Annotated in this window: 20 protein-coding genes; 18 read left to right on the top strand and 2 right to left on the bottom strand. The window is 42.2% G+C overall.

What is annotated here, in order from left to right; all coding sequences use genetic code 11:
* The first annotated feature begins 322 nt into the window (after positions 1-322).
* The 13 genes from glyQ (at position 323) to hslU (ending at position 15,282) form a co-directional block, all read left to right on the top strand.
* Entirely contained in the window at positions 323-1,198 is an 876-nt protein-coding gene (gene glyQ, locus HMPREF1521_RS01915) for a glycine--tRNA ligase subunit alpha (protein ID WP_038115155.1), read from the top strand.
* A gap of 1 nt (position 1,199) precedes the next feature.
* A complete protein-coding gene (glyS, locus tag HMPREF1521_RS01910) occupies positions 1,200-3,251 on the top strand; it encodes a glycine--tRNA ligase subunit beta (RefSeq protein WP_038115153.1) in 2,052 nt (683 codons plus the stop codon).
* Between the two features lie 169 nt (positions 3,252-3,420).
* Positions 3,421-3,795 carry a MarR family winged helix-turn-helix transcriptional regulator gene (locus HMPREF1521_RS01905; protein WP_038115151.1) on the top strand — a complete coding sequence of 125 codons (375 nt, stop codon included), beginning with the start codon at positions 3,421-3,423 and terminating at the stop codon, positions 3,793-3,795.
* Between the two features lie 154 nt (positions 3,796-3,949).
* On the top strand, positions 3,950-4,291 hold the full coding sequence (rplS, locus tag HMPREF1521_RS01900) for a 50S ribosomal protein L19 (protein WP_038115149.1): 342 nt from the start codon (positions 3,950-3,952) through the stop codon (positions 4,289-4,291).
* Positions 4,292-4,515: 224 nt separating this feature from the next.
* Positions 4,516-5,421 carry a ribosome biogenesis GTPase YlqF gene (ylqF, locus tag HMPREF1521_RS01895; RefSeq protein WP_038115147.1) on the top strand — a complete coding sequence of 302 codons (906 nt, stop codon included), beginning with the start codon at positions 4,516-4,518 and terminating at the stop codon, positions 5,419-5,421.
* Positions 5,414-6,208 carry a ribonuclease HII gene (locus HMPREF1521_RS01890; RefSeq protein WP_038115145.1) on the top strand — a complete coding sequence of 265 codons (795 nt, stop codon included), beginning with the start codon at positions 5,414-5,416 and terminating at the stop codon, positions 6,206-6,208. The genes ylqF and HMPREF1521_RS01890 overlap by 8 nt, the downstream gene beginning before the upstream one ends.
* A gap of 215 nt (positions 6,209-6,423) precedes the next feature.
* Positions 6,424-6,822 (top strand): YraN family protein, encoded by a 399-nt coding sequence (locus tag HMPREF1521_RS01885; RefSeq protein ID WP_038115143.1) that lies wholly within the window; start codon positions 6,424-6,426, stop codon positions 6,820-6,822.
* Between the two features lie 13 nt (positions 6,823-6,835).
* Positions 6,836-8,398 (top strand): YifB family Mg chelatase-like AAA ATPase, encoded by a 1,563-nt coding sequence (locus tag HMPREF1521_RS01880; RefSeq protein ID WP_038115141.1) that lies wholly within the window; start codon positions 6,836-6,838, stop codon positions 8,396-8,398.
* A gap of 8 nt (positions 8,399-8,406) precedes the next feature.
* Positions 8,407-9,606 carry a DNA-processing protein DprA gene (gene dprA, locus HMPREF1521_RS01875; protein ID WP_038115138.1) on the top strand — a complete coding sequence of 400 codons (1,200 nt, stop codon included), beginning with the start codon at positions 8,407-8,409 and terminating at the stop codon, positions 9,604-9,606.
* Positions 9,596-11,923 carry a type I DNA topoisomerase gene (topA, locus tag HMPREF1521_RS01870; protein WP_038115136.1) on the top strand — a complete coding sequence of 776 codons (2,328 nt, stop codon included), beginning with the start codon at positions 9,596-9,598 and terminating at the stop codon, positions 11,921-11,923. The genes dprA and topA overlap by 11 nt, the downstream gene beginning before the upstream one ends.
* Before the next feature lie 38 nt (positions 11,924-11,961).
* Positions 11,962-13,278, top strand: coding sequence for a methylenetetrahydrofolate--tRNA-(uracil(54)-C(5))-methyltransferase (FADH(2)-oxidizing) TrmFO (trmFO, locus tag HMPREF1521_RS01865; RefSeq protein ID WP_038115134.1), 1,317 nt, complete (start codon positions 11,962-11,964; stop codon positions 13,276-13,278).
* Positions 13,279-13,343: 65 nt separating this feature from the next.
* Entirely contained in the window at positions 13,344-13,886 is a 543-nt protein-coding gene (gene hslV, locus HMPREF1521_RS01860; protein WP_038115132.1) for an ATP-dependent protease subunit HslV, read from the top strand.
* A 1-nt stretch (position 13,887) separates the two neighbouring features.
* A complete protein-coding gene (hslU, locus tag HMPREF1521_RS01855) occupies positions 13,888-15,282 on the top strand; it encodes an ATP-dependent protease ATPase subunit HslU (protein WP_038115130.1) in 1,395 nt (464 codons plus the stop codon).
* Between the two features lie 64 nt (positions 15,283-15,346).
* On the opposite strand, the gene lgt is transcribed toward hslU, so the two are convergent.
* Positions 15,347-16,174, bottom strand: a complete 828-nt coding sequence (lgt, locus tag HMPREF1521_RS01850) for a prolipoprotein diacylglyceryl transferase (protein ID WP_038115129.1) — start codon at positions 16,172-16,174, stop codon at positions 15,347-15,349.
* Positions 16,175-16,342: 168 nt separating this feature from the next.
* On the opposite strand from lgt, the gene HMPREF1521_RS01845 reads away from it, so the two are divergent.
* From HMPREF1521_RS01845 to HMPREF1521_RS01835, 3 genes are all read left to right on the top strand, one after another.
* Positions 16,343-17,884 (top strand): glycosyl hydrolase family 18 protein, encoded by a 1,542-nt coding sequence (locus HMPREF1521_RS01845; protein WP_038115128.1) that lies wholly within the window; start codon positions 16,343-16,345, stop codon positions 17,882-17,884.
* Positions 17,885-17,975: 91 nt separating this feature from the next.
* A complete protein-coding gene (gene leuS, locus HMPREF1521_RS01840) occupies positions 17,976-20,444 on the top strand; it encodes a leucine--tRNA ligase (RefSeq protein WP_038115125.1) in 2,469 nt (822 codons plus the stop codon).
* A gap of 78 nt (positions 20,445-20,522) precedes the next feature.
* Positions 20,523-21,002, top strand: coding sequence for a dCMP deaminase family protein (locus tag HMPREF1521_RS01835; RefSeq protein ID WP_038115121.1), 480 nt, complete (start codon positions 20,523-20,525; stop codon positions 21,000-21,002).
* 132 nt (positions 21,003-21,134) lie between these two features.
* Here HMPREF1521_RS01835 and HMPREF1521_RS01830 read toward each other — a convergent pair whose 3' ends face one another.
* Positions 21,135-22,364 (bottom strand): aminopeptidase, encoded by a 1,230-nt coding sequence (locus HMPREF1521_RS01830; RefSeq protein WP_038116012.1) that lies wholly within the window; start codon positions 22,362-22,364, stop codon positions 21,135-21,137.
* Between the two features lie 112 nt (positions 22,365-22,476).
* Between HMPREF1521_RS01830 and HMPREF1521_RS01825 the strand changes: the two genes are divergently transcribed.
* Positions 22,477-23,043 carry a helix-hairpin-helix domain-containing protein gene (locus HMPREF1521_RS01825; RefSeq protein WP_038115119.1) on the top strand — a complete coding sequence of 189 codons (567 nt, stop codon included), beginning with the start codon at positions 22,477-22,479 and terminating at the stop codon, positions 23,041-23,043.
* A gap of 175 nt (positions 23,044-23,218) precedes the next feature.
* Positions 23,219-25,195 carry a ComEC/Rec2 family competence protein gene (locus HMPREF1521_RS01820; protein ID WP_232203161.1) on the top strand — a complete coding sequence of 659 codons (1,977 nt, stop codon included), beginning with the start codon at positions 23,219-23,221 and terminating at the stop codon, positions 25,193-25,195.
* Positions 25,196-25,198 lie beyond the last annotated feature (3 nt).

Here is a 25,198-nt window from a genome sequence, read left to right as displayed (position 1 = left end):
GATTATGTGTATAAAAGTTATTAGATTGACATTCATCCCTCTGTATTGTTACAATATTACGTATAATATATGCGATGAAGCAGAGTAGTAAACCTCTTTAGCGAGTGAGGACGGTGTAAGCTCACATTTGGTTGAAGGCGCTGTAGAGCATTGGCAGGAACGCAGGTATCTGTTAGTAAAGGCCAACATAGAAAAAAGAGGGCGCAAGCCAAATAGGGTGGAACCGCGGGTATACTCGTCCCTGTAACGTTTTTCGTTACAGGGACTTTTTTGTTTGTAACGAAAATGTTTTCACAGAAAGCATTGTATAGTGGAGGCAACAATGACATTTCAAGAGATTATTTTAAATCTACAAAAATTCTGGAGCGAGCAAGGTTGTATCGTTCAAAATCCATATGACATCGAAAAGGGTGCAGGTACAATGAATCCTGCAACATTTTTGCATGCTATCGGTCCTGAACCTTGGGCCGTATGTTATGTGGAGCCGTCCCGTCGTCCGGCAGACGGTCGTTATGGTGACAACCCTAATCGTCTGTTTCAACATCATCAATTCCAAGTTATCGTGAAGCCGTCACCTGATAATATCCAAGAATTGTATTTACAATCCTTAGCTACATTGGGAATTCATGCTGAGGATCATGATATCCGTTTCGTAGAGGACAACTGGGAATCTCCAACATTGGGCGCTTGGGGCCTTGGCTGGGAAGTATGGCTCGACGGTATGGAAGTAACTCAGTTCACATATTTCCAACAGGTCGGTTCCATCGACTGTAAACCAGTTTCCGTAGAGATTACATACGGTTTAGAACGTCTGGCTATGTATATTCAAGGCGTTGAAAACGTATATGATCTTAAATGGAATGACAATGTAACCTATGGCGATGTATGGCATGCCAACGAAGTTGAACAATCCGTTTACAACTTCGAATTAGCAGATACAGATATGCTTTTCAAATTGTTTGATATGTACGAAGCAGAAGCAAAACGCGTATGCGAAGCCGGTTATGTTCTGCCTGCTTATGATTATGTGCTGAAATGTTCTCATACGTTTAATCTGCTCGATTCCCGTGGCGCTATTTCCATCAGCGAACGTACTGCTTTCATCGGCCGTGTACGTGCGTTAGCGCGTATTTGTGCACAACAATACCTCGCTAAACGCGAAGAATTGGGATTCCCGCTTTTGAAAGGAGATAAATAAGATGGCAAAGGATTTATTGTTTGAAATCGGTGCAGAAGAAATTCCTGCCGGCTTTATGCCAAATATCTTAGGTCAATTGAAACAATTGGCCGAAACAAAATTAAATGATGCCCATCTTCCTTTTGAAAGCATCGCAACATACGGTACACCTCGTCGTTTGGCTCTTATCGTGAAAGGCCTTGCCGATACATCTGCTGAAATCAGCGAACGTCATAAAGGTCCTTCCGCCTCCATCGCTTATGATGCTGACGGTAATGCTACAAAGGCTGCTATCGGTTTCGCTCGTGGTAAAGGTCTTGATGTAGCTGATCTTGTTGTAGAAGACGGCTATATTTACGCTGAAACTAAAACTGCTGGCGTATCTGCAAAAGATATCGTCACAGACATGTTGCCACAATTAATTACAGGTCTTAATTTCCCTAAATCCATGCATTGGGGCAATTTAGATGCTAAATTCGTACGTCCTGTACGTTGGCTTGTAGCATTACTTGATGAAGAAGTAATTCCTGTAGAATTTGCTACTGTAAAATCAGGCAATGTAACACGTGGTCATCGATTCTTAGGGGCTGATGAATTCACTATCAAAAATGCAGCATCCTATGTAGATACATTAAAAGAAAACTTTGTTATGGTTGATCAAGACGCACGTCGTGAATTGATCTCCAAACAATTACATGATATTGCGGCTTCTAATAAGGCATCCATCGTTTGGGATGATGATTTGTTAGAAGAAATCAACTATCTCGTTGAGTGGCCTACAGCATTGTGTGGTGGCTTTGAAGAGTCCTACTTGGCACTTCCAGATGCAGCTATCATTACACCAATGAAAGACCATCAACGTTATTTCCCATTGGTTGACCAAGAAGGCAAATTGTTGCCAATGTTCTTAACAGTTCGTAACGGCTCCGATCATTCCATCGAAGTGGTTCAGGCCGGTAATGAACGCGTATTGCGCGCTCGTTTAGATGATGCTAAATTCTTCTTCAACGAAGATCGCAAGAAACCTCTTATCGAGCATCAAGATGGTTTGACTAAAATCGTATTCCAGGAAGGTCTTGGCAATTTAGCGGATAAAACGGAACGATTGTTGGAATTAGGTCGTATTTTCGGTGAAGAATGCGATTTGCATGAAGATGCAGCGGTTGTGTTGGAACGAGCTACCACGCTTGCAAAAACGGACCTTACTACGGGTATGGTTACAGAATTTACCGAATTACAAGGTGTTATGGGTAAGGAATATGCGCTACTTGATGGTGAATCAGAAGACGTAGCGGAAGCTATTTTTGAACAATATTTACCGCGTTTTGCAGGTGATGTATTGCCTCAAACCGAAGCCGGCAAAGTATTATCCATTATTGATAAAGTGGATAATATCGTTGCTACTTTCAGTCGCGGCTTGATTCCTACAGGTTCTCAGGATCCATATGCGTTGCGTCGTCAAACTATCGGTATCTTGAATATTTTACTGGGCAGTGACTGGAATATCAGTTTGCGTCCTATCTTTAAAGCATCTATGAAATTGCTTAACGTGCCGGATGATAAACAGGATGAATTGCTTGGTCAGGTTGAGGAGTTCTTTACTCTCCGTTTGAAAAATATTTTTCTTGATCGTGAAGTACCGCATCATGTTATCGATTTACTGTTATCTAACAACGAATTGTCTGTGGCAGATGCGGAAGGCCTTGTAAATGCATTGCTTGCAAACCGTATCGACGAAGATGTTGAACTTGTTCAAGCTTACACACGCATGTATAATTTGGTGAAAGATGTGACATATGAGTCCGTTAACGCGTCGCTCCTTAAGGAAGATGCGGAAAAAGCATTGTTTGAGGCGGCTTCTAAAGCATATGAAGCCAGTCTTGCTGCATGGGATGCTCATGATTATGATGCCGTTGTTGCCGTACCGGCTATGCTGGTTCCTGCAATCAATACATTTTTTGAAGATGTGATGGTTATGGATAAAGATGAAGCAATTAAAAACAATCGTTTGCAATTACTTCGGTTAGCTTATAATGTGATGGCTATTATCGGCGATATTAGCGCATTGAAATAGAATGGTGAAAGGACGAGTTGTTGCGACTCGTCCTTTTTAGCTGTGTACTTTTACAGGATTGCACAATACAGATTGAAAGTTATAATTCATATGAAATTTGTAATCTATGCAGGATTTTAAAATGTAACGGCGAATACAAATAGTATACAAAGTTGTAAGGAGAAATCTTATGATTACAGAGGTTGAATTATATAAAGCCTTACGAAAGGTGCCAAGTGGTAAAGAAAATTCGCGTCAACGGATTCTCATAGAGCTATACATGAGAGGTCAGGGAGCATCGCAAAAAGATCTTGTTAACGCTCTTGATATGAGGCCGGCCACGGTTTCGGAACAACTGGATATTCTCATTGAGCAAGGATATGTAACTAAACATATCGACTTCATGGATAAGAGAGTATCCATTATAGGTCTCACTTCCAAAGGAGAAAAATTGGGTAAAGATTTGTCGTCATCCTACGAGGATTACCTAAAACATATATTTTCCGAATTGAGCGATGTTGAAAAGGATGAATTGTTCAGGCTGTTACAGAAACTTTCTAAATAGACTCCATTATGAAATCTAAATGATATAGTATAATTTTTTATATAGAAAATACTTGATTAAAGGTCCTGTTATATGGTATTATTGTTCTGTTAATTTGAGACAGTCCGCTGCCTATAAGGTGTAGGTATTGAATGTCTGCAAACAGGAGGAAACAATGAACATTATTAACGTACTCGAACAGGAACAATTACGTACAGACATTCCTACATTCCGCTCCGGTGACACCGTGCGTGTACACGTAAAAGTAGTGGAAGGTAGCCGTGAACGTATCCAGGTTTTTGAAGGCCTGGTAATCAAACGTCAAAATGGTGGCGTTCGTGAAACTTTCACAGTTCGTCGTATTGCATCCGGTGTAGGTGTAGAACGTACATTCCCACTTCACAGCCCACGTTTAGCTAAAATCGAAGTTATGCGTCGTGGTGTTGTTCGTCGTGCTAAATTGTACTACTTACGTAACCTTACTGGTAAAGCTGCTCGTATTCGCGAAAAACGCTAATGTTCTTAAAAGGCTGCCGATGGCAGCCTTTTATTTTTGTCTAACTTATGACATTTAGGCATTTTGTTTGATGAAATATCGAATATGCTATATATTTAAGATACAGCTAATATACAATATAGTTAATATGAATGATTTTTACGATATAGTAATCATATATGTAAATATTGAAATATTTTGATAATCACATTTGATTTAATATGTGGAAATAGAAAGGATATACTATGGCAGATTCACCTATCGTGCATTGGTTTCCCGGGCATATGGCGAAAGCCACCCGAATGATTACCGAGTATATCAAAAAGGTAGATGTAGTTATCGAGCTGCTTGATGCACGTATTCCGAGGTCTAGTGCCAATCCCGTTATTATCGAATTAATCGGACAGAAGCCGCACATCGTACTATTGAATAAGGCAGATCTGGCAGACCCGAAAGCGACAAAGGAATGGACCGAGTTTTTTATGAATAAGGGTATTACCGTACTTTCTATTGATTCCAAGTCAGGAAAGGGAAATAAGAAACTCTTATCTACAGTGGAACGTCTCAGTAAACCTATCATTGATCGCTGGATGGCGAAGGGGATTCGAAGTCGTTCCGTGCGAACCATTATTTTGGGTATTCCTAATGTCGGTAAGTCTACATTGATAAATTCATTGGCCGGCTCTGCCGCTACAAGAACAGCTAATAAGGCGGGGCACACTCGGGGGCAACAATGGGTTAAAATCGGTAAAAATCTGGAACTCTTAGATACACCCGGTGTATTATGGCCAAAACTCGAGGATCAGCGCGCGGCGGCTCGTCTGGCCATGACAGGGGCCATATCCGATGATGTATATGATTTAGAGCATGTCATCAAGCAACTTATTACACATCTTTTAACTAATGGGCCTCAGATTTTAGTTGAGCGCTATAAATTAAAAGAGACTGAGATGACAGATGTTGATATGATTCTTGAAAGTATCGGTCGTCGTCGCGGATGTCTTGTAAGCGGCGGCATCGTCGATTTTGATAAGGCACGTCGAATCATACTACAGGATTATCGTAACGGAAAACTCGGCGTGATTACCCTGGACAGGGTCGATGAAGAACCGTATTATGCTGATGATAATGAGGGGTCCCGTAATGGATAAGATAGAATTATCGGATTTAAAAGTACAGGATATTAAGGCGCTTTTTGAAACAGATAAAGCTTTGGATATTTTACCGCTAGCTCAAGCGGACTCACGCAGTTCCGTGCAGAAGTTGGCCGCGGCTTATATTAAGCGCCAGGAGAAAGAGCTGCAAGAACAGCAACGCCTCATGGGAATGTATGATTATGAAGGCATATTCTATGATCAGGATTTATATCATGTTGCCGGTGTGGATGAGGTTGGACGGGGGCCTATAGCGGGACCTGTGACGGTAGCGGCGGTCATATTGCCGCCGATGACACTTATTCCCGGCCTTAATGATTCGAAAAAGTTAACCGAAGAGAAACGTGAGGCTTTATATGATATCATCATGAAAGAGGCTGTGGCGGTAAGCTGTGTTTCTTATGGTCCGGAAAAGATTGATGAACTCAATATTTATGAAGCGACCCGTCAGGCCATGTATGAAGCTGTTCGCACATTATCGGTACCGGCCGAGGCCGTAGTGGTCGATGCCATGAAGTTGCCTGATTTAACTGTTCCCGTAGAGTCTATTATCAAAGGGGACAGCAAGAGCGCTAATATTGCGGCCGCATCGATTATTGCTAAGGTTACACGCGATCGGTATATGAAGAGTTTAGACGCGGAATACCCGGGGTATGGTTTCGGTATTCACAAGGGTTATTACACTGAACTGCACAAAGAAGCCGTGGAACAGCAAGGTGTGACACCGCTTCATCGCAAAAGTTTTGAGCCTATAAAATCAATTGTAGGCTGGGTGAAAGAATAGATTTATAAATTAAAATTGTATATAGTTTAAATCCGTATAGAGGTTCCTGATGGTCACCTGTGTGACTATTGGGAACCTCTTTTCTATTTACTTTATGAGCCAATCATTCTACGCTACACATATAAATATACAACGGCTGATAATGGCACATTTGATCCATTATGATGAATTTTTAATACGTCACTGTGATTGTTGTTAATGATTGAGGAGGCTATATGCAAACGATGAGTACCGGTAAGTCATTCAATGAACTCGATTCAAAAGCCCTCGGTGAATGGGGAGAGCGCGTAGCTGTTTCTTATGTAGAAAAGATGGGACTGTCCATTGTGGAAACGAACTACCGTACAAAATTGGGAGAAATCGATATTATTGCTAAAAAGGATTTAGTCTATCATTTTATCGAAATAAAGGCGCGTCGCGGCGTGCAGTTCGGCTTGGCGCGTGAGGCGGTATCAAAGAAAAAGCAGAAGCATATAAAACGAGCTGCCATGCTGTACTTATACGATTTATATCAAAAGAAACGGCGCTGGAAAGAGATTTCTTTTGATGTCATCGAAGTGTATCTGCATGAAGACTTTCAAAGTTCCATTCATTATTTACCGCAATGTTTTTAAGAGAGGTACGGTTATGTATGCAAAACTATATGGAGCAACGCTGCACGGTATCGAAGGATGTGTCATAACGGTTGAGGTCGATATTTCACAGGGACTGCCCGTATTGGATATCGTCGGATTGCCGAATCAGTCCGTAAAGGAAGCACGCGAACGTGTGCGGGCAGCTATAAAAAACAGCGGTTATGAATTTCCCATGCGGCGTATCGTGGTCAATTTAGCGCCTGCCAATATACGAAAAAGCAGTGCAGGCCTTGATTTAGCGATTGCCATAGGTATCATCCTGGCCTCCGGTCAGATTAAAGGACGGAAGAAAAATTTACAATCGCTGTTCGAGCGGTGTATATGCATGGGTGAACTCGCTTTGGACGGAACGATTCTTACAACGTACGGAACCCTTGCCATGGCTCTGTCCGCAATGGAGAATAATTGCCGAACAGTCTATACCAATCCTGTTAACGGGCATACATTAGAGGCTATACCTAATCTGACGGTTCATAGTGAGACTACACTGCAGGGGATTATTTCCTTAATTGAAAGTCATGCCAAAGGCGGTCAATCACAGTCGGACGATATTTGTAATCCCGTTATAAATACAGATGAATCCTATGTGCCCGTAATGGGAGAATACGCTGTTGATTTTGGAGATGTGCGCGGACAGGATTTAGGTAAGCGCGCTATGATGCTCAGTGCCGCAGGACATCATCATTGTATTATGGTGGGACCGCCCGGTGCGGGGAAGACGATGATGGCTGAGCGTTTACCCACCATACTGCAGCCCATGTCATGGTCTGAAATAGTTGAAGTGAGTAGGATTCAGGATGTATTGGGATTACTTGGTAATGAAGGGCTCGTAAAAACGAGACCGTTCAGGCATCCGCATCATACGGCAACAGTAGCGAGTATGGTGGGCGGCGGTATCTCAGGGAAGCCCGGTGAGATCACCTTGGCTCATGGCGGTGTTCTTTTTATGGATGAGGCCCCTGAATTTCAACGGCAGGTCATAGAGGCGCTTCGACAACCGCTGGAGTCGAGGACGATAACGATTAACCGGTCGCAAGGAAATTATATCTATCCGGCCGACTGTATCTGTATTTTTGCGGCTAATCCATGCCCTTGCGGATATTACAATGATCCGTATAAGGAATGTTTATGTTCTCAAACGGACATTCATAATTATCAGCGGCGTCTGTCGGGACCGATCATGGATCGCATCGATCTACATATTCCTGTGGAGCGGCCTACATTAGAACATATGCTGGATACGACGTATTCCTCCATGGATAGTGAAAGCATGCGTCATCAGGTTGTTGAGGCCGTAGCATTACAAGGTAAACGATATGAGGGACTTCCTTTTAGCTCTAACGGACAATTACCGCATAGAGCAATACGAGAATTATGTAATGTGACGGATTCCGCATGGCATGTACTCGGCACTGTTTTTGAACGCTTTCACATGAGCGGTCGTGCCTTTGACAGGATTCTAAGAGTGTCGAGAACTATTGCTGATTTAGAGGGAAATCCTGAGGTGGAAGAAAAGCACATATCTGAGGCGATGATGTTTCGCAGTGAACAGTAGGAGCGATTATGACTAAAATTTATGAGGATAATTTTTATATAGCAGGGCTTCAAAGCTTATATTATATAGGCCCTGCACACATTCGTGAACTGATCAGAAAATTCGGAAGCCCTTATGATGCGTGGGAAGCGGTTAAGAATCCGAATAATCTGCAGTCATTTACATCAATGACAACACGGTATATAAACTGTATATCCGCTAATGCCAAGGATGAACGATTGCAGAGTATATATGATAAAATTCAGGAATATCATATGTCGTATCTTACGTATTTAGATGCGGATTTTCCGGAGATTCTTCGACATATTTACAATCCGCCGGCCATCGTATTTATGAGAGGGAATCGGGCACTACTGGATGACCGTATTCCTAAAATCGGTATTGTGGGTGCCCGTAAATGTTCCATATATGGTCGAAATGTGGCGCGTATGCTCGGTAAAGAATTATCTAAATATGTAACGGTTATTGTCAGCGGAGGGGCAAGAGGTATCGACTGTCATAGCCATGAAGGCACGTTATCGGCACATGGATACGGTATTATCGTCATGGGATGTGGTCTTGATATCGCTTATCCCCGTGATAATGCGAAATTATTTGATCGCATGTTACAAGAGGGGGGCCTGCTCCTGTCCGAATATCCACCGGGAACGCCTCCTTCAGCCAAGCATTTTCCGGCCCGTAACCGTATTATCAGCGGTCTATGTAAAGGCGTTATCGTTGTCGAGGCGCGTGCGAGCAGCGGCTCCTTAATCACTGCTGACATGGCCAACAGTGAAGGGCGGGATGTATTTGTCGTCCCCTGTAATTTATTGGATCATGTGGCGGATGGGAATAAATGGCTTATACGGCAAGGGGCTCATGTATTGACGGGTGTGGAGGATATCGTAAAGGAATACGGCCTGATAATGAGAGATAGTGTAACGGGTCAACTTTCACAAGCACAAGATACGGATACATCTATAAATAATGGTAAAAGTGTTGATACACAAGGGGGCGGTGTGTTAAGCTGTAATTTGAATAGGAGTAAGGTATTGGATGTAATACCGTTTGACAGATGTATCACCGTCAGTGATATACTGCATGAAACTCATATGCCATTACAGCAAATACAACCTATATTGCTCGACTTGGAACTGGAAGGTGCCATCGAGCATAATCCGCCGAGAGGCTATATTAATATTACTAGGAGTGATATACTTGTCCATTAAACGATCAATCGTTATTGGCGAGCCTAAAACAGCTGGCGCAAGTACAGAGAAAAAGAAGAAAGAGAAATCTAAAAGCACAGGTACTACCATAACAGGAAAAATCGGTAAGGAAACGTTGACACCTGTGGGAATTGTACGGGATAAGTCCGTATTACAAACGTCGATGCCCCCTGAACAGCGTGAACCACGTGTATATAATCCTGACGGTAAAGTTCTGGTTATCGTGGAATCACCTGCTAAGTCTAAAACCATTGAAAAGTTTTTAGGGCCTAATTATGTGGTAAAAGCCAGTATGGGCCATTTAAGGGATTTGCCTAAATCGCAGATGGGTATCGATATCGAACACGGTTTTACACCTCGTTACAGCAATTTGGTGAGCCGCAAAAAGGTCATTGATGAACTTATATCTTATGCCGATGACAGCAGTGCCGTCTTACTGGCGACTGACCCGGACCGCGAAGGTGAAGCCATTTCCTGGCACTTAGCGTACATTTTAAATGTTGATCCTACATCTACGTGTCGTATCACATTTAATGAAATTACTAAATCCGCTGTAGCGGATGCGCTTAATGCGCCGCGCACCATCGACATGAATATGGTGGATGCTCAGCAGGCGAGACGTGTATTGGACCGTATTGTGGGGTATAAATTAAGTCCACTTTTATGGAAAAAGGTATGTAAAGGTCTCAGTGCCGGTCGTGTACAGTCCGTAGCGGTACGTCTTATTTGCGAGCGGGAACGTGAGATTCAAGCCTTTGTTCCGCAAGAGTACTGGAGTATTGAAGGCAATTTTGAGACGTCGAAGAAAGAGTCCTTTAAAGCTGAGTTAACACATATTAAAGGTGAGAAAATCGATATCACCGCTGAAGGTCAAGCACAATCCGTGGTTGATGCTATCGGCGATGCTGATGCGGTGGTGACGAATATCGAGAAACGTAAGCGCTCTCGTAAAGCGGCACCTCCGTTTACGACATCCACATTACAACAGGATGGTGTGCGTAAGTTGAATTTTGGTGCTAAGAGGACCATGATGATTGCACAACATCTTTATGAAGGTTTGGAAATCGGCTCATACGGTCATGTAGGTCTGATCACTTATATGCGTACGGATTCTACGCGCATTTCCAAGGAAATGCAGGTAGCGGCGAAGGACTTTATTATTCGTACATATGGTGATGAATATTATCCATCCCGTCCTAATGTATACGGCTCAAAAGGTTCCGCTCAGGATGCGCATGAGGCGATTCGTCCGACCTCTCTTGAGTTGACACCTAAAATGGTGGAACCGTTCTTAAGTCGTGATGAACTCAAGTTGTATACATTAATCTGGAATCGATTCATGGCAAGCCAAATGGCACCCCAACAGAATGAGTCTACAACGGTTGAGCTTTCAGTTCATGATGAATATACATTTAAAGCGACGGGGACCCGTGTATTGTTCCCCGGGTTCAGTGTCGTTTATGAAGACTCTAAAAAAGATGAATCTCCACAATTGCCGGCACTTAAGAAGAATGATGTGGTTCATACCGTTGAAGTATTGCCTGAGCAGCATTTTACACAGCCACCTCCACGATACTCGGAAGCGAGCCTCATCAAAACTTTGGAAGAACTCGGCATCGGACGTCCTAGTACCTATGCTCCGATTCTGGATACGATTGTGAGCCGCAACTATGTGGAAAATACAAACAAACAGTTTGTTCCGACAGAGCTGGGCTTTGTCGTGGTAGACTTTTTAATTGCCTATTTTGAAAAAATCATCAATACCGGTTTTACCCGTGATTTGGAAGAAGAGCTTGATGCCATCGCAACCGGTAAAGATACATATTTGAAGGTATTAACAGATTTTTATAGGGTTTTTGCAAAAGAATTAGAGGAAGCCAATGATGTGGAGCGTGTTGAAATCGTATCTATGGAGAGTGATGAAACATGTGAAGTCTGCGGTAGTCCTATGGTTTATAAATTCGGACGTTACGGTAAATTTTTAGCATGTTCCAATTTCCCTGAGTGTAAGAATACAAAACCTATCACCGTAGGGACCGGTGTAACCTGTCCTAAGTGTAAAGAAGGGGAAATCGTAGAACGCAAGTCTCGCAGGGGTCGTTTGTTTTACGGCTGTAATCGATATCCACAATGCGATTTTACACTGTGGGATAAACCGACACATGACTTTTGTGATACATGCGGATCAATTATTGTTGAAAAAACGTATAAGAACGGAACGATAAAAAAATTCTGTTCTAATGAGTCATGTCCTACACGTCCGCCTAAGAAAACTAGAAAGAAAAAGAGTGAACCCGTTGCTGAGGAGTCTAAATAAAAAGCTCCGTTGCGGGTAGCGCTATAGAGGAATAACTATTGAATACAAAATATGTCATCGTCATCGGTGCCGGACTCGCCGGTTCCGAGGCGGCCTGGCAGTTAGCTAATCGCGGCGTTCATGTGGAGCTATATGAAATGCGTCCACATAAAAGTTCGCCTGCTCATCAGACGGATCAATTCGCCGAACTCGTATGCAGTAATTCGCTACGGGCAGGTAATATCGAGAACGCCGTAGGTCTTTTAAAGGAGGAGATGCGTCGTTTAGGGTCTCTCATTATGGAATGCGCCGATGCTACGGCTGTTCCCGCGGGAGGGGCTTTGGCGGTGGATCGTCATTTATTCAGTGAAATGGTGACTCGAAAGATAAAAGCTCACCCGAATATTACGGTCCATCATGAGGAAGTTACAGAGATTCCGTCAGAGGGGACTGTAATCTTTGCATCGGGTCCACTTACATCTGAAGCATTGGGTGATAAGATAAAAACACTTACCGGTGAAACGGGATTCTATTTCTATGATGCGGCGGCACCGATCGTGACGGCTGAATCCTTAAATTACGATAAGGTTTTTGCGGCCTCCCGATATGATAAAGGTGATGCGGACTATCTTAACTGTCCTATGACAGAAGAAGAATACAAAGCGTTCTGGCATGAATTGATCACGGCTGATGCGGTACAGACGAAAGACTTTGAAAAGGAAATATATTTTGAAGGATGTATGCCTGTAGAAATCATGGCGAGCCGCGGCGAAGATACATTGCGTTACGGTCCATTAAAGCCTGTAGGTCTTATAGATAAGAGAACAAATGCGGAATCGTATGCGGTTGTACAATTGCGTAAGGAGAATAAGGAAGGCACCATGTTCAATCTGGTCGGCTTTCAGACTCATTTGAAATGGGGTGAGCAGAAACGTGTATTCGGCATGATTCCGGGACTTGAAAATGCGGAGTTCGTTCGGTATGGTGTAATGCATCGCAACACATATATCAATTCGCCGGAGTTATTGAACCATGCTTTTCAATTGAAAAAAGAACCGAGGTTGTTCTTTGCAGGGCAAATGACGGGTGTTGAAGGCTACTTGGAATCTGCTGCCAGCGGGTTAATGGTAGGGATTCAGGTTGAACGATATATTTCGGAACGTCCGTTTATAGAATTTCCGAGGACTACGGCTTGCGGAGCACTGAGCCAATATATTTCAAATTATGAAGGTTCAAATTTTCAGCCGATGAATATAAATTTTGGTATAATGGAATCATGGCCGGAGAGAATTCGCAAGAAAAAAGAGAAGAATGCTCTTATTGCAGGCCGTGCTCTTGATGAATTATCACTATTGAAAGAACGGGAACAAATTTAATACTATATGATAAGGCTTGTGAATATGATTCTTCGAGCCTTATCATGCTATTGGGGAGGTTTAGAATGTCTGAATTTCATTCCACTACAATATGCGCTGTAAAGCGCGGTAATACGGTTGCCATCGCCGGTGACGGTCAAGTAACGTTTGGACAAGCCGTTGTGATGAAGAATACGGCTAAAAAGGTACGTCGTATCTACAACGGTAAAATCGTTACGGGCTTTGCCGGTTCCGTTGCGGATGCTTTTAGTTTGTTTGATAAGTTCGAAGCAAAATTAAACAGTTATAACGGGAATTTATTGCGCAGTGCCGTAGAACTTGCTAAAGATTGGCGCAGTGATAAGATGATGCGCAATCTGGAGGCTTTATTACTTGTGTCTGACGGAGAAACAATTTTACTTCTTTCCGGTAATGGCGAGGTTATTGAGCCTGATGATGGTATTTGTGCTATCGGCTCAGGCGGAAATTACGCATTAGCGGCGGCTCGTGCATTGGCGGAGAGTACGGAACTGTCAGCTCGGGATATTGCGGAAAAATCCCTGCATATTGCAGCGGATCTCTGTGTATATACAAATCATAATGTCATTGTAGAAGAATTGGAGGCATAATATGAAAGACAATTATACCCCAAAACAAATCGTTGCCGAGTTGGATAAATATATTATCGGACAAAAAGAGGCAAAAAAAATGGTGGCTATCGCCCTTCGAAACAGGTGGCGCGCAAAACAGTTGCCGGAAGAGGTCCGCGATGAATACGTACCGAAAAATATTCTTCTAATCGGACCTACCGGTGTCGGTAAAACGGAATTAGCTCGTCGTTTGGCTAAAATCATGCATGCTCCCTTTGTAAAGGTAGAGGCCACAAAATATACAGAAGTCGGCTATGTAGGTCGAGATGTTGAATCCATGGTTAGAGACCTTTTATTAAACTCCATTCGTATGGTGAAAGAAGATAAAAAGACAAAGAATCATGTAAAGGCGACCAGGCTTGCTAATCAACGTTTGGTAGATATTTTATTGCCCTCATCCGGAGGGGCAAAGAAATTTACTAATCCGTTGGAAATGCTGTTTAATAATAATGAGGAGAAGTCTGAGTCTAAGGCTGATATAAAGACTGAAAGTAAGGCGGACGAACGGGAAACCTTATTAAAGCAAATCTCCGGCGGACTGTTAGATGATAAGGAAATCACAATAGAGGTTCGGGATCAACAGAAAAATGTGGCCGGTATCGGGGCCGGAACGAGTCAGGAGGATATGGCGAATAACATTCAGGATATGTTGAATGCCATGATGCCGAAACGTACGAAAAAACGGACCACTACGGTGAAAAATGCACGAACAATCTTTGCAGAGGAAATTGCGGAAGATATGCTTGATATGGATGAGGTTCACGAAGAAGCCATTAAATTGGCGGAACGGGAAGGCATTATTTTTATCGATGAATTCGATAAAATCGCAGCGGGAAATGAAAATGTACGCGGCGTCGTATCCCGTGAAGGTGTACAGCGCGATATTTTACCTATTGTAGAAGGATCCATGGTATCCACAAAATTTGGCCCTGTCAATACGGAGCATATTTTGTTTATTGCGGCCGGCGCATTCCATGTGTCGAAGCCGTCCGACTTAATTCCTGAGCTGCAAGGTCGTTTTCCTATTCGCGTAGAATTGAACAGCCTCAGTAAGGAAGACTTTAAGGCTATTTTGACAACACCTCAACAAGCGTTGTTAAAACAATACTATATGTTATTACAGGCTGATAATGTAACGGTTCATTTTACCGATGAATCTATCGATAAGATTGCCGAGTTGGCATATCGTGTCAATAATGAAACGGAGGATATCGGTGCTCGCAGATTGCATACTATTTTGGAAAACCTGTTACAGGATGTTTCCTACAATGCACCGGCACCTGAACCGGTAGAGGTAACCATTACGGCCGCTATGGTTGAGGATCGATTAAATACGTTGGTTGAAGATCAGGATTTATCACAGTATATTTTGTAGATAACAGAAAAACAAAGCCCCTCCGACGGTAATATTACGTTACCGTCGGAGGGGCTTATTGTCATTATTTTCTTTTATGTTTCTTCGTGTTTTGTACTGTAACTGTTTCGGTAGCCAATAATTGTTTTTTCTCCAAATATCCCAGATAGATGAAGAGAATGATACCGATGACGATAACGATGACACTCGTCATTTGTGCCGATTTAAGACCGAGCGTTAAATCTACATAATCACCGCGTAAGAATTCCAGGCAGAAACGTGCACTTGAATACAGGATGGCGTACAGTATGAATACTTGTCCTTTAGCATGTTTAAACGAGCTGAATAACAGCAGCGCTACAAAGATGAGAATATCGATTTGTCCTTCCCATACTTCTGCAGGCCATAATGGTTGATTACCGTATGTGCGATAAGCAAGGGTGCTTTCAGGATAAATAATACCGAAATTTCCTCCTGTAGGATGTCCGAAGGCATCGCCGTTTAACAGGTTAGCCATGCGTCCCACGGACTGTGCTAAGATGAGGGCCGGCGCAAAAATATCCGCGAAGGCCCAGAAATCGATATTATTCTTTCGTAAATACCAGTAACCGGCAATCGTACCGAGAACAACACCGCCCTGAATAGCCATGCCGCCTTGCCAAACGAAGGGGATTTCCAATAGGTGATTTCCGTAATAATCCCAATCGAAGAAAAATACATCCCAGAGACGTGCCCCGATGAGTCCCGCAACGGCGACGGTAATTGAAAAATCCACGATGTGTTCATGCCAGCCGCGGCCGTCTTTTTTTAGTAAAACATAGGCTACAGAGGCTCCGCATAAGATGGCTAATGCTAACATGGTTCCATAGGCTCTGATCGGGAAATCCCCAATAAAAAATAGATATTGATGCATATAAATCTCCTTATACCTTTATCGTTATTATATTTTTTAAAATATACAATTTAAATTATAGTGTACATATGTGCTGATGACAACATATGTCTGTGAATCTAAACAAATATGGTATAATATAAGAATTGTTATTATGCTCTTTGAAAGAGACTAGAGTTAGGAGATTCAATGTTCCGTAAATCTAAAATTATTCAATCATTAACAGCATTGGTATTGTCCGCATTAGCTACTACTGCAGTGCAAGCGGAGGTTTTGGTACCGCTGGATCAGTATTTGAATACTACTACACGTCGTTATGAGACGAATCAATATAAAACATCCTATACAGTTTATGTACCACAATTGGAACTAAGAGGTAACACGATCTTTATCAATCCTTTTAATGTGGGGGAACCCGTTAAATTACCGGTAACAAAGGTTAACGGATCTAATTATGTGGATATCGAATCCGGTGCAGCGATGTTGGGTGTCAGCTATACGAAAAATCAGGACGGTATTACTTTGAGTCCCGGTGCTGATACGACAGATGTTAAGGAATCGTATACATTACAAACACCGTTAGCTTGGGCTTTCGATCCGTGGCCTACGGAAGGGGCTCCGTATAGAACAAAACTTAATACCAGTGGAGATAATATCATTTCACCGAGTTGGTTTAAACTACATAGTACAGGTATCGAATCGAGTCCTAATGTAAGTGTCGACTATGTGAAAGCTTATAAAAAGAATGGCTATCACGTCTGGCCATTGATTACGAATCGATTTGATCCGGGCTTTACGAGCGGTATTTTGGCAAATGAAGCATTATGGAAAAAATATGCCCATAACCTCGTACAATATGCTTATATATATGGTTTTGACGGATATAATTTTGATTTTGAAAATATCAATTATGTCGACCGGGAGAGATTGACCAAATTCGTAGCGTATTTGTCGGGGTATCTACATCAGTATAATATTAAATCATCCATTGATGTAACCGGTTATTCTAACAGCCCTGAATGGTCTTTGGTCTATGATCGCAAGGCTTATGCCGATACGGTAGATTATGTGGTTCTTATGGCATATGATGAAACGTGGGCAAAAAGTACCTTTGCCGGACCTGTATCAAGTTATCCATGGGTGCGGAAAAATGTGGAAAAAATGATTCATGAAGTACCGGCAAACAAGCTTGTACTCGGCATTCCGTTTTATATGCGCCTATGGCGAGATACAAACGGATATGCCAAGGCTGAAACCTTACCTATGCGAAATTCAGCGCAATATTTTTCCACATATAAAGATCAAATGCAATGGGATGACCAGTTAAAACTGTATTATTTATCGATTCCTAGAGGCGGCAGTCATGATCGTATCTGGTTTGAAGATAATACCTCATTAGGATTTAAGTTGGATCTTATCAAAGACATGAACTTGGGCGGTTTTGCGGCATGGCGTAAAGGTTTTGAAGATGAATCAACCATTGCCATGATTCAGCAAAGAGATTTGGGAAAAGGTGTACCTAAATCTGCTGATGCTATAGTTAATGAACCGGTAAAAACAGAGGAGAAATCATTATCGAAGGTAGATGCTTACAAACAACGTTTAGAAAAAAAGGCGAAGGAAAAAGCTGCTAAGAAAGAGGCAAAGCGTAAAGCAAAGGAAGAAGCGGCTAAGGCTAAAGCGGAAAAGAAACGCTTGGAACAGGAATCGATAAAAGTCGTAAAACGCTAGAGTTTGACTGCTTTCATAGTAAGTAGTAAAATAAAAATATTAATTAGAAAACGGCAAATTGTTAAGATTGCCATTGTTTAGGAGGCCCTACATGAACGAAAAATATGTAGCCCAAGATATTGAAAAAAAGTGGCAGAAGTATTGGGAGGAAAACCATACTTTTAAGACAGAGTATGATGAATCCAAGGAAAAGTACTATGTACTCGAGATGTTCCCATATCCATCGGGAAATTTGCATATGGGGCATGTGCGTAACTATTCTATCGGTGACGTTGTAGCCCGTTTCAAAAAAATGAAGGGATTTAACGTATTACATCCGATGGGATGGGATTCCTTTGGTATGCCTGCAGAAAATGCGGCTATCAAGCACGGTATTGCACCGAAAACATGGACTCTTGATAACATCGAGAACATGAAATTACAACAAAAAGCCCTCGGATTGTCGTATGATTGGGAACGCGAAGTAGCGACATGTAAAGAAGACTATTATAAATGGACACAATGGTTCTTTACACAATTCTATAAAAAAGGCTTGGCCTATAAAAAAGAAGCAAAAGTAAACTGGTGCGAAACATGTCATACGGTGCTAGCGAACGAACAGGTTATAGACGGTGCATGCTGGCGCTGTGATAATCCGGTGGAGAAAAAGGATTTATCTCAATGGTTCTTGCGAATCACCGAATATGCCGATCGTTTATTGGCCGATTTGGATACGCTGGACCACTGGCCTCAGCGCGTTAAGTTGATGCAGAAAAACTGGATCGGTCGGTCAGAAGGTACTGAGTTTTCTTTTGATATGCCGTCCATTAATGAACGTATATCCGTATATACTACACGGGTAGATACGATTTACGGCGTCAGCTATGTCGTATTGGCTCCTGAACATCCTTATGTGGAACGCCTGATTGACACGGCTCCGAACAAGGCGGAACTGGAGGCGTTCATTACGCGGATGCGCAACATGAGCGATATCGATCGTACCTCTACAGAGGCTCCGAAAGAAGGTATGTTTACCGGTTCCTATGCCGTAAATCCAATGTCCGGCGAACAGGTGCCGGTTTGGATTGCAAACTATGTACTGGTAGATTATGGTACCGGCGCTGTCATGGGCTCTCCTGCACATGATGAACGTGACTGGGAGTTCGCTCATAAATATGATTTGCCGATTAAACAGGTCGTTGCCCGTGACGGTGAAGAGTACAGCCTTGAAAAATGGCAGGAATGGTATCATGAAGATGGTATCTTGGTAAATTCCGGAGAATTTAACGGTCAAACCTCCGAAGAGGCTCGTAAAAATATTACCGCAGCCCTCCATGAGCGAGGCATCGGTGAAGGTAAAGTCAATTTCCGCCTTCGCGACTGGCTGATTTCCCGTCAACGCTATTGGGGCGTGCCGATTCCTGTCGTATATTGTGAAACATGTGGTGAACAGCTCGTTCCCGAAGAAGATTTGCCTGTACTTTTGCCTGAGGATGTTACATTCGAATCAGGCGCCGTATCTCCGTTGGCGACGTCTGAAAGCTTCCTGAATACAACCTGTCCGAAATGTGGAGGTCCCGCACGTCGTGAGACCGATACGATGGATACATTTATCGATTCTTCCTGGTATTTCTTGAGATATACGGATGCGAAGAACGATAAGGCGCCTTTTGATAAGAAAGTTGCTAACTACTGGATGAATGTTGACCAGTATATCGGCGGTATCGAACATGCTATTCTTCATTTATTGTATTCCCGATTCTTTGTGAAGGTTATTCACGATTTAGGTCTTATCGAATCAAATGAACCGTTCCGCGGACTATTGACACAAGGTATGGTGCTTAAGGAAGGCAGCAAGATGTCTAAGTCCAAAGGTAATGTGGTATCTCCTGAGGAAATCATCAACACTTATGGCGCCGATACCGCGCGTCTGTTTATTCTCTTTGCAGCGCCTGTAGATCGTGATCTCGATTGGTCCGACCAAGGTGTTGAAGGTTCGTATCGTTTCTTAGGTCGTGTGTGGCGCATCGTAGACGCGTATCATACGGAAGCCCAGAAACATAATACAGGTGAACTTACAAAAGATGAGGTGGCATTGCGTCGTGAATTGCACCGTGTTATTAAAAAGGTTACGGAAGATCTTGATAATAACTTTAACTTTAATACGGCCATTTCCGCTATCATGGAACTTGTCAATGCGATGTACGCACACAAGGATAAGGCAGAGTCCATCAATAGCGCATTGGCGAATGAATTGACTCACTCCTTATTACTTCTCTTGGCACCGTTTGTTCCTCATATGACCGAGGAATTATGGCATGAATTGGGTGAAACTACATCCATTCATACTGAAAGCTGGCCTGTATATGAGGAATCCGCTCTCGTTGTAGACGAAGTGGAGGTCGTGTTACAGGTTAATGGCAAGGTACGTGATAAATTAACTGTTTCTGTAAATATAACGAAGGAAGAATTAGAGGCTATGGCTAAAGAGTCCAGCCGTGTTCAGGAATTTACAGAAGGTAAAAATATCGTAAAGGTTATTTACGTACCCGGCAAGCTTGTAAATATCGTTGTAAAATAAATAACGATATACTATTTGTTCGAAAATGTAAGCCCCCAACTACATAGGTAGAAGGGGGCTTATTTAAGTGGGGTAAGTATGGCAAAACGCAGTGATTATATTACTTGGGATGAATACTTCATGGGGGTTGCCATTTTAGCGGCACAACGCTCAAAGGATCCGAATACACAGGTAGGCGCCTGTATTGTAAGCAATGATAATAAGATTTTGTCCATCGGCTATAACGGAATGCCTTTAAACTGTAGTGATGATGATTTTACATGGGAACGGGAGACAGCGGACGATAATAAATATTTTTACACCGTTCATAGTGAACTGAATGCGATTTTAAACTATCGCGGAGGCTCGCTAGAAGGCTCTAAAATTTATGTTACTTTATTTCCCTGCAATGAATGCGCCAAAGCAATTATTCAAAGCGGTATCAAGGCTGTAATATATAGAGATGATCTCTACAAGGATACAAAAGAGGTTAAAGCCTCTAAACGTATGCTGAAAACAGCCGGTGTGGATATCATTGAATATCAGGCTACAGGACGGACTTTAAATATTACTTTGTAAGACACGATATAAGTGATTATTCATCGATATACAATAAATAACCCTATCTGTTGATATTTTTATGATGAGTTCCTTTTAATGGATTATCCATTTGAAAAGGTTCATATCATTCAATAGATAGGGTTTATTATATTAAAATTGCAGGTGACCATTTACCATAATATCAACCTCTTGACCATCACGTGTATAGCCTTTGATGTTCATTTTTTCATGACCGATCATAAAGTCCACATGTGTCAAGGAATGGTTTAAACCGCGCTCTTTTAATTCTTCTTCGGATAAGCCGTCGCTATTCTTTAGGCATGTCGGATAGGCCGCACCGATCGCTAGATGACAGGATGCATTTTCATCGAATAGAGTCTCATAGAAAATCTGGTTGGACTGGCTAATAGGGCTGTAGTGATCAACTAAGGCGACTTCACCCAAATATAGTGAACCTTCGTCCGTTTCCACTAATTCTTTCAGTACATCGAGACCTTCATTTGCCGTATAATCCACGATTTTGCCGTCTTTGAAAGTAAAGGAAAAATCGGAAATCGTATTGCCCTGATAGATGAGCGGTTTTGTACTGTATACAACGCCATTGACTCCATTGTATTGTGGTGCCGAGAATACTTCCTCTGTCGGTATATTGGCATTGAAAACAGTACCGTCTTTGGATTGTTCTTCACCGCCTTGCCAAATATGACCTTCCGGCAGTTCAAGCAATAAATCGGTTCCGTTTTCACAAGTATAGCGCAATGCTTTCAAATCCAGTTTGTTTAATGCTTCACGGCGATGGCGTAATTTAGCCATATGATGTTTATATGTATCTTTAGGCTCTATGCCTTCGATACGGCATAGTTTTAATAAGGTCTGCCATAACTGGTCGATTTTTTCTTCATCGGTACCCTTATAGCCTAATAAATCGGCCCATAGTACCGTAGGCACGGAGGCAACGCACCAGGTGACAGTAGAATTCATAATCGCCGTATGATAGAAGGATAATACCTTATTAAGATTTCGAGATTGAAGTGAAATTCGTTCGGTCGGAATGCCTGTAAGTGCATTAGGGTTCGCACTGATTAATGATAAAAAGGCTGCTTTATCGTCTATGTATTGTTCATAGAATACAGGAATCCAGTTAGCCGGATTCTCCAATACAGTCGCTTTCGCATGCAATAAGCGTTGTCGTGTAATCGGGGAAGAGCGCCAATTTACTACAACCTCTTTAGCTCCTAGCCGGTACGCTTCTTCCGTGACGATGACAGTAAAATCTTTATTTTCCACATCTACTGAAACGACGAGGGTTTGATTCTCTTGCAAATTTACGCCGGACTGCAATAGTGTACGGGCGTATTTTCGTAATGTATCTTGATTCATATAATTCTCCTTATATTCGATATTAATCGTGAAAATCCTGCTGAGGTGACCAATAGTGTCACCGGTAGGATTTTTTTCTTTCATAAGGAAATCCTTACATAGGAGGTGCATTATGAAAGAACGGTTGAAACGATTTATGATACCTATATTAATCCTGTGTATTTTAGTAGGAATTTATTTCCTATGGCCTATTATAACAGATGGGGGCACTGAATTGCCAGGTGGCGATGAAGTTAATCAGGAGATGGCAACGATAACGTCAGACAATAACCATAAGCCTGTTGCCTATGTGAGCGGCGCTGTTGCCACGCCTGGACTTTATGAAATAGAAGAGAATGCTACGGTAGGTAATCTGATTGCCCTTGCAGGCGGATTGCTGCCGTACGCCGATGTGGATTCGCTGAATATGGCTGAGAGTGTCAGTGGAGGGGATCATGTACATGTGATATTTAACTTTCACGGTAATCCTGAAATGTTGTTGAGAGGTAAAAAAATCAATATCAATACGGCCACAATTAAAGATCTTGATACATTGCCGGGAATCGGCCCTGCCACGGCAAAACGCATAGAGGAGTATCGTAATCAAAAGGGACCTTTCACGTCCATTGAAGGCATCAAGGAGGTGAAGGGAATTGGGGATGGACTGTTTAAGAAAATTCATGACAAGATTACGATTTGACGATAAAAATCGTCACATATCCTCAGCCCATACGATTACCCACAGCGTATGGGCTCATCTCATTTTATGCGCTATGATATGCGGCATAATATCAGGTTACGGACAACATCATGTTATATTGCATAATATGTATTACATAGTGGCCGTTTGCGTTGGATACATGTGTATAACAGTGGTGAAAGCAGTATGGAAAGGATGTTCCGTTAGACATTTAATTTTAGCTATCATGATTATGGTTGGCAGCAGCTTTATATCGTATTGGCATATATCCAGAGTTATTCTGGATTACAATTCATATGAAGCCTATTATTTACATCAGGATGGAGAATACTTGGGGATAGTTACGTCTGCGCCGGAGGAAACAGTTCTCCATGATACTTCGTATTATAAATATGATCTTGAGATAAAAAAGGTTCACCCCTTTAAAGAGACCGCTAAGGATGTATATACAATGGGAAAGGGTGTTATAACCGTATATACAAAGGTAATAGATTCTGAAATAAAGCCATGCTTAGGTGATATAGCCGTCGTCACAGGCGAACCGAAATCTCTGTTCATGGTGGAGGAGGAGGGACGCATTAACTGGCGTGGTCGATATATCAGTAATTTTCAGACGGGGCGTATGTACGATGCTATGTATCGCATAGCATCAATTCAGGATATTCAGACATTTCGATACACAGAGAGTGTAATCGTCAAGGTATATCGATGGTGTTTGCATAGTTGCGGCACCGTGCGACAGTCTGTGGACACGCAAATCGGTCAACAGATGACAGGAACCGCTAGGGTTCTGGCTCAGGCGTTATTTCTCGGTGGCCATTATAATGAATTGGGCCAAGAAGCGATGAAAAGCTTTGCCTATACGGGACTCATTCATATTCTATCTATATCAGGTTCACATATAGCCTTGCTTCTTGCACTAGTTTACGGAATAGGACGTCTCTTACGACTGAAAAAACGAACCTGTCTTATAGTCGGTGTGTGTATGGCGATTTTTTATTGTGCTATTGTCGGCGGTAGTGCCCCTGTGGTACGTGCCACATTGATGTGTTTACTACTGTGTATCGCATATATAAAAGGTCGTTTTTATCAGGCGAAACAGGCTTTGTGTATCTGTGCCATATGCTGCATTATGTATGACCCCTTATCCGTACTGGATGTGAGCTTTCAACTATCCTTTGGGGCCACTTACGGTTTACTCTTATGGGGCACCACGTTATATGAGCGCATTCAATGGTTGCCTTCGTGGTTGAAAGCACCCGTGGTTCTATATCTGTCGGCGCAATTATTAATATTGCCGTTACAGTTATATTACTTTCATTATATAAGTCTCGTAGGTATTATAGCGGCATGTATAGTCGCACCGTTATTAGATATAGCTATCATGTGTATAGTCTGCACCGTATTAATCAGTTATATAGTGACGATACCATGGTTGTGGTGCATGATAGACTTTTTATTGCGCGGTTCCTTATATATAAATCATTTGCTGAGTCATAGTCATATCGGTCTGGTCTGGACCGGTATGATGGAGCCTTGTTGCGTTTATTTATATTATGTTTTCCTTTATGTTTTTACCTGTTTATTAGAACCGGAAACGAATCGGTCCGGAAAATTAGTTTTCCTTTGTTCTGGCTTAATGATTTTTACATATATGCTTTCCATTATAATGACACAATATCATAAAGACAGTATTGTTCACTATATACCGATGAAGCAGTGTAATGTTTTGCTATGCATAACGCCAAATCATGAAAAGGCATATCTATATATTGATGCACCGGATCATATCAAGGTGGCCCCCAATGAATATTATATTTATAATGCGGTTCGTGCCTATGGTGTAAAGCCTCATGACGTGGAGGCTATCTACTTTCACAGTAATGGAAAATCTACTGTGCTATATCAAAATCATATGGCACAAATTATGGTATATAATGGACAAAGAGCGGAAAAAAAACTACAATTAAATGATGAGATTCATACGGTTTTTATAACGAGTCGGTCGCATGTCATCGATGAGCTGTTTGCGCAGGCTCCACGCAGTGACATATTGTTCGGTAGCGCCCATGGCGCTATGCGTGATGTGGATCCGTCCGATGAACATATTCATATATTAGGATATAAATTTATAGGTGATGTACATCTGTGAAAG

Origin of the sequence: Veillonella sp. AS16, from assembly GCF_000517785.1 — a bacterium.
GTDB classification, from domain to species: domain Bacteria; phylum Bacillota; class Negativicutes; order Veillonellales; family Veillonellaceae; genus Veillonella; species Veillonella denticariosi.
This window is presented reverse-complemented; position numbering and strand designations above follow the sequence as displayed.

Bases quoted from the DNA above. Each gene is read 5' to 3' on its own strand.
- leuS (WP_038115125.1), top strand. From the start codon at position 17,976: ATGAACGAAAAATATGTAGCCCAAGATATTGAAAAAAAGTGGCAGAAG.
- lgt (WP_038115129.1), bottom strand. From the start codon at position 16,174: ATGCATCAATATCTATTTTTTATTGGGGATTTCCCGATCAGAGCCTAT.
- HMPREF1521_RS01830 (WP_038116012.1), bottom strand. From the start codon at position 22,364: ATGAATCAAGATACATTACGAAAATACGCCCGTACACTATTGCAGTCC.
- glyQ (WP_038115155.1), top strand. From the start codon at position 323: ATGACATTTCAAGAGATTATTTTAAATCTACAAAAATTCTGGAGCGAG.
- glyS (WP_038115153.1), top strand. From the start codon at position 1,200: ATGGCAAAGGATTTATTGTTTGAAATCGGTGCAGAAGAAATTCCTGCC.
- HMPREF1521_RS01890 (WP_038115145.1), top strand. From the start codon at position 5,414: ATGGATAAGATAGAATTATCGGATTTAAAAGTACAGGATATTAAGGCG.
- rplS (WP_038115149.1), top strand. From the start codon at position 3,950: ATGAACATTATTAACGTACTCGAACAGGAACAATTACGTACAGACATT.
- hslU (WP_038115130.1), top strand. From the start codon at position 13,888: ATGAAAGACAATTATACCCCAAAACAAATCGTTGCCGAGTTGGATAAA.
- HMPREF1521_RS01880 (WP_038115141.1), top strand. From the start codon at position 6,836: ATGTATGCAAAACTATATGGAGCAACGCTGCACGGTATCGAAGGATGT.
- hslV (WP_038115132.1), top strand. From the start codon at position 13,344: ATGTCTGAATTTCATTCCACTACAATATGCGCTGTAAAGCGCGGTAAT.
- HMPREF1521_RS01905 (WP_038115151.1), top strand. From the start codon at position 3,421: ATGATTACAGAGGTTGAATTATATAAAGCCTTACGAAAGGTGCCAAGT.
- dprA (WP_038115138.1), top strand. From the start codon at position 8,407: ATGACTAAAATTTATGAGGATAATTTTTATATAGCAGGGCTTCAAAGC.
- HMPREF1521_RS01825 (WP_038115119.1), top strand. From the start codon at position 22,477: ATGAAAGAACGGTTGAAACGATTTATGATACCTATATTAATCCTGTGT.
- ylqF (WP_038115147.1), top strand. From the start codon at position 4,516: ATGGCAGATTCACCTATCGTGCATTGGTTTCCCGGGCATATGGCGAAA.
- HMPREF1521_RS01835 (WP_038115121.1), top strand. From the start codon at position 20,523: ATGGCAAAACGCAGTGATTATATTACTTGGGATGAATACTTCATGGGG.
- HMPREF1521_RS01845 (WP_038115128.1), top strand. From the start codon at position 16,343: ATGTTCCGTAAATCTAAAATTATTCAATCATTAACAGCATTGGTATTG.
- HMPREF1521_RS01885 (WP_038115143.1), top strand. From the start codon at position 6,424: ATGCAAACGATGAGTACCGGTAAGTCATTCAATGAACTCGATTCAAAA.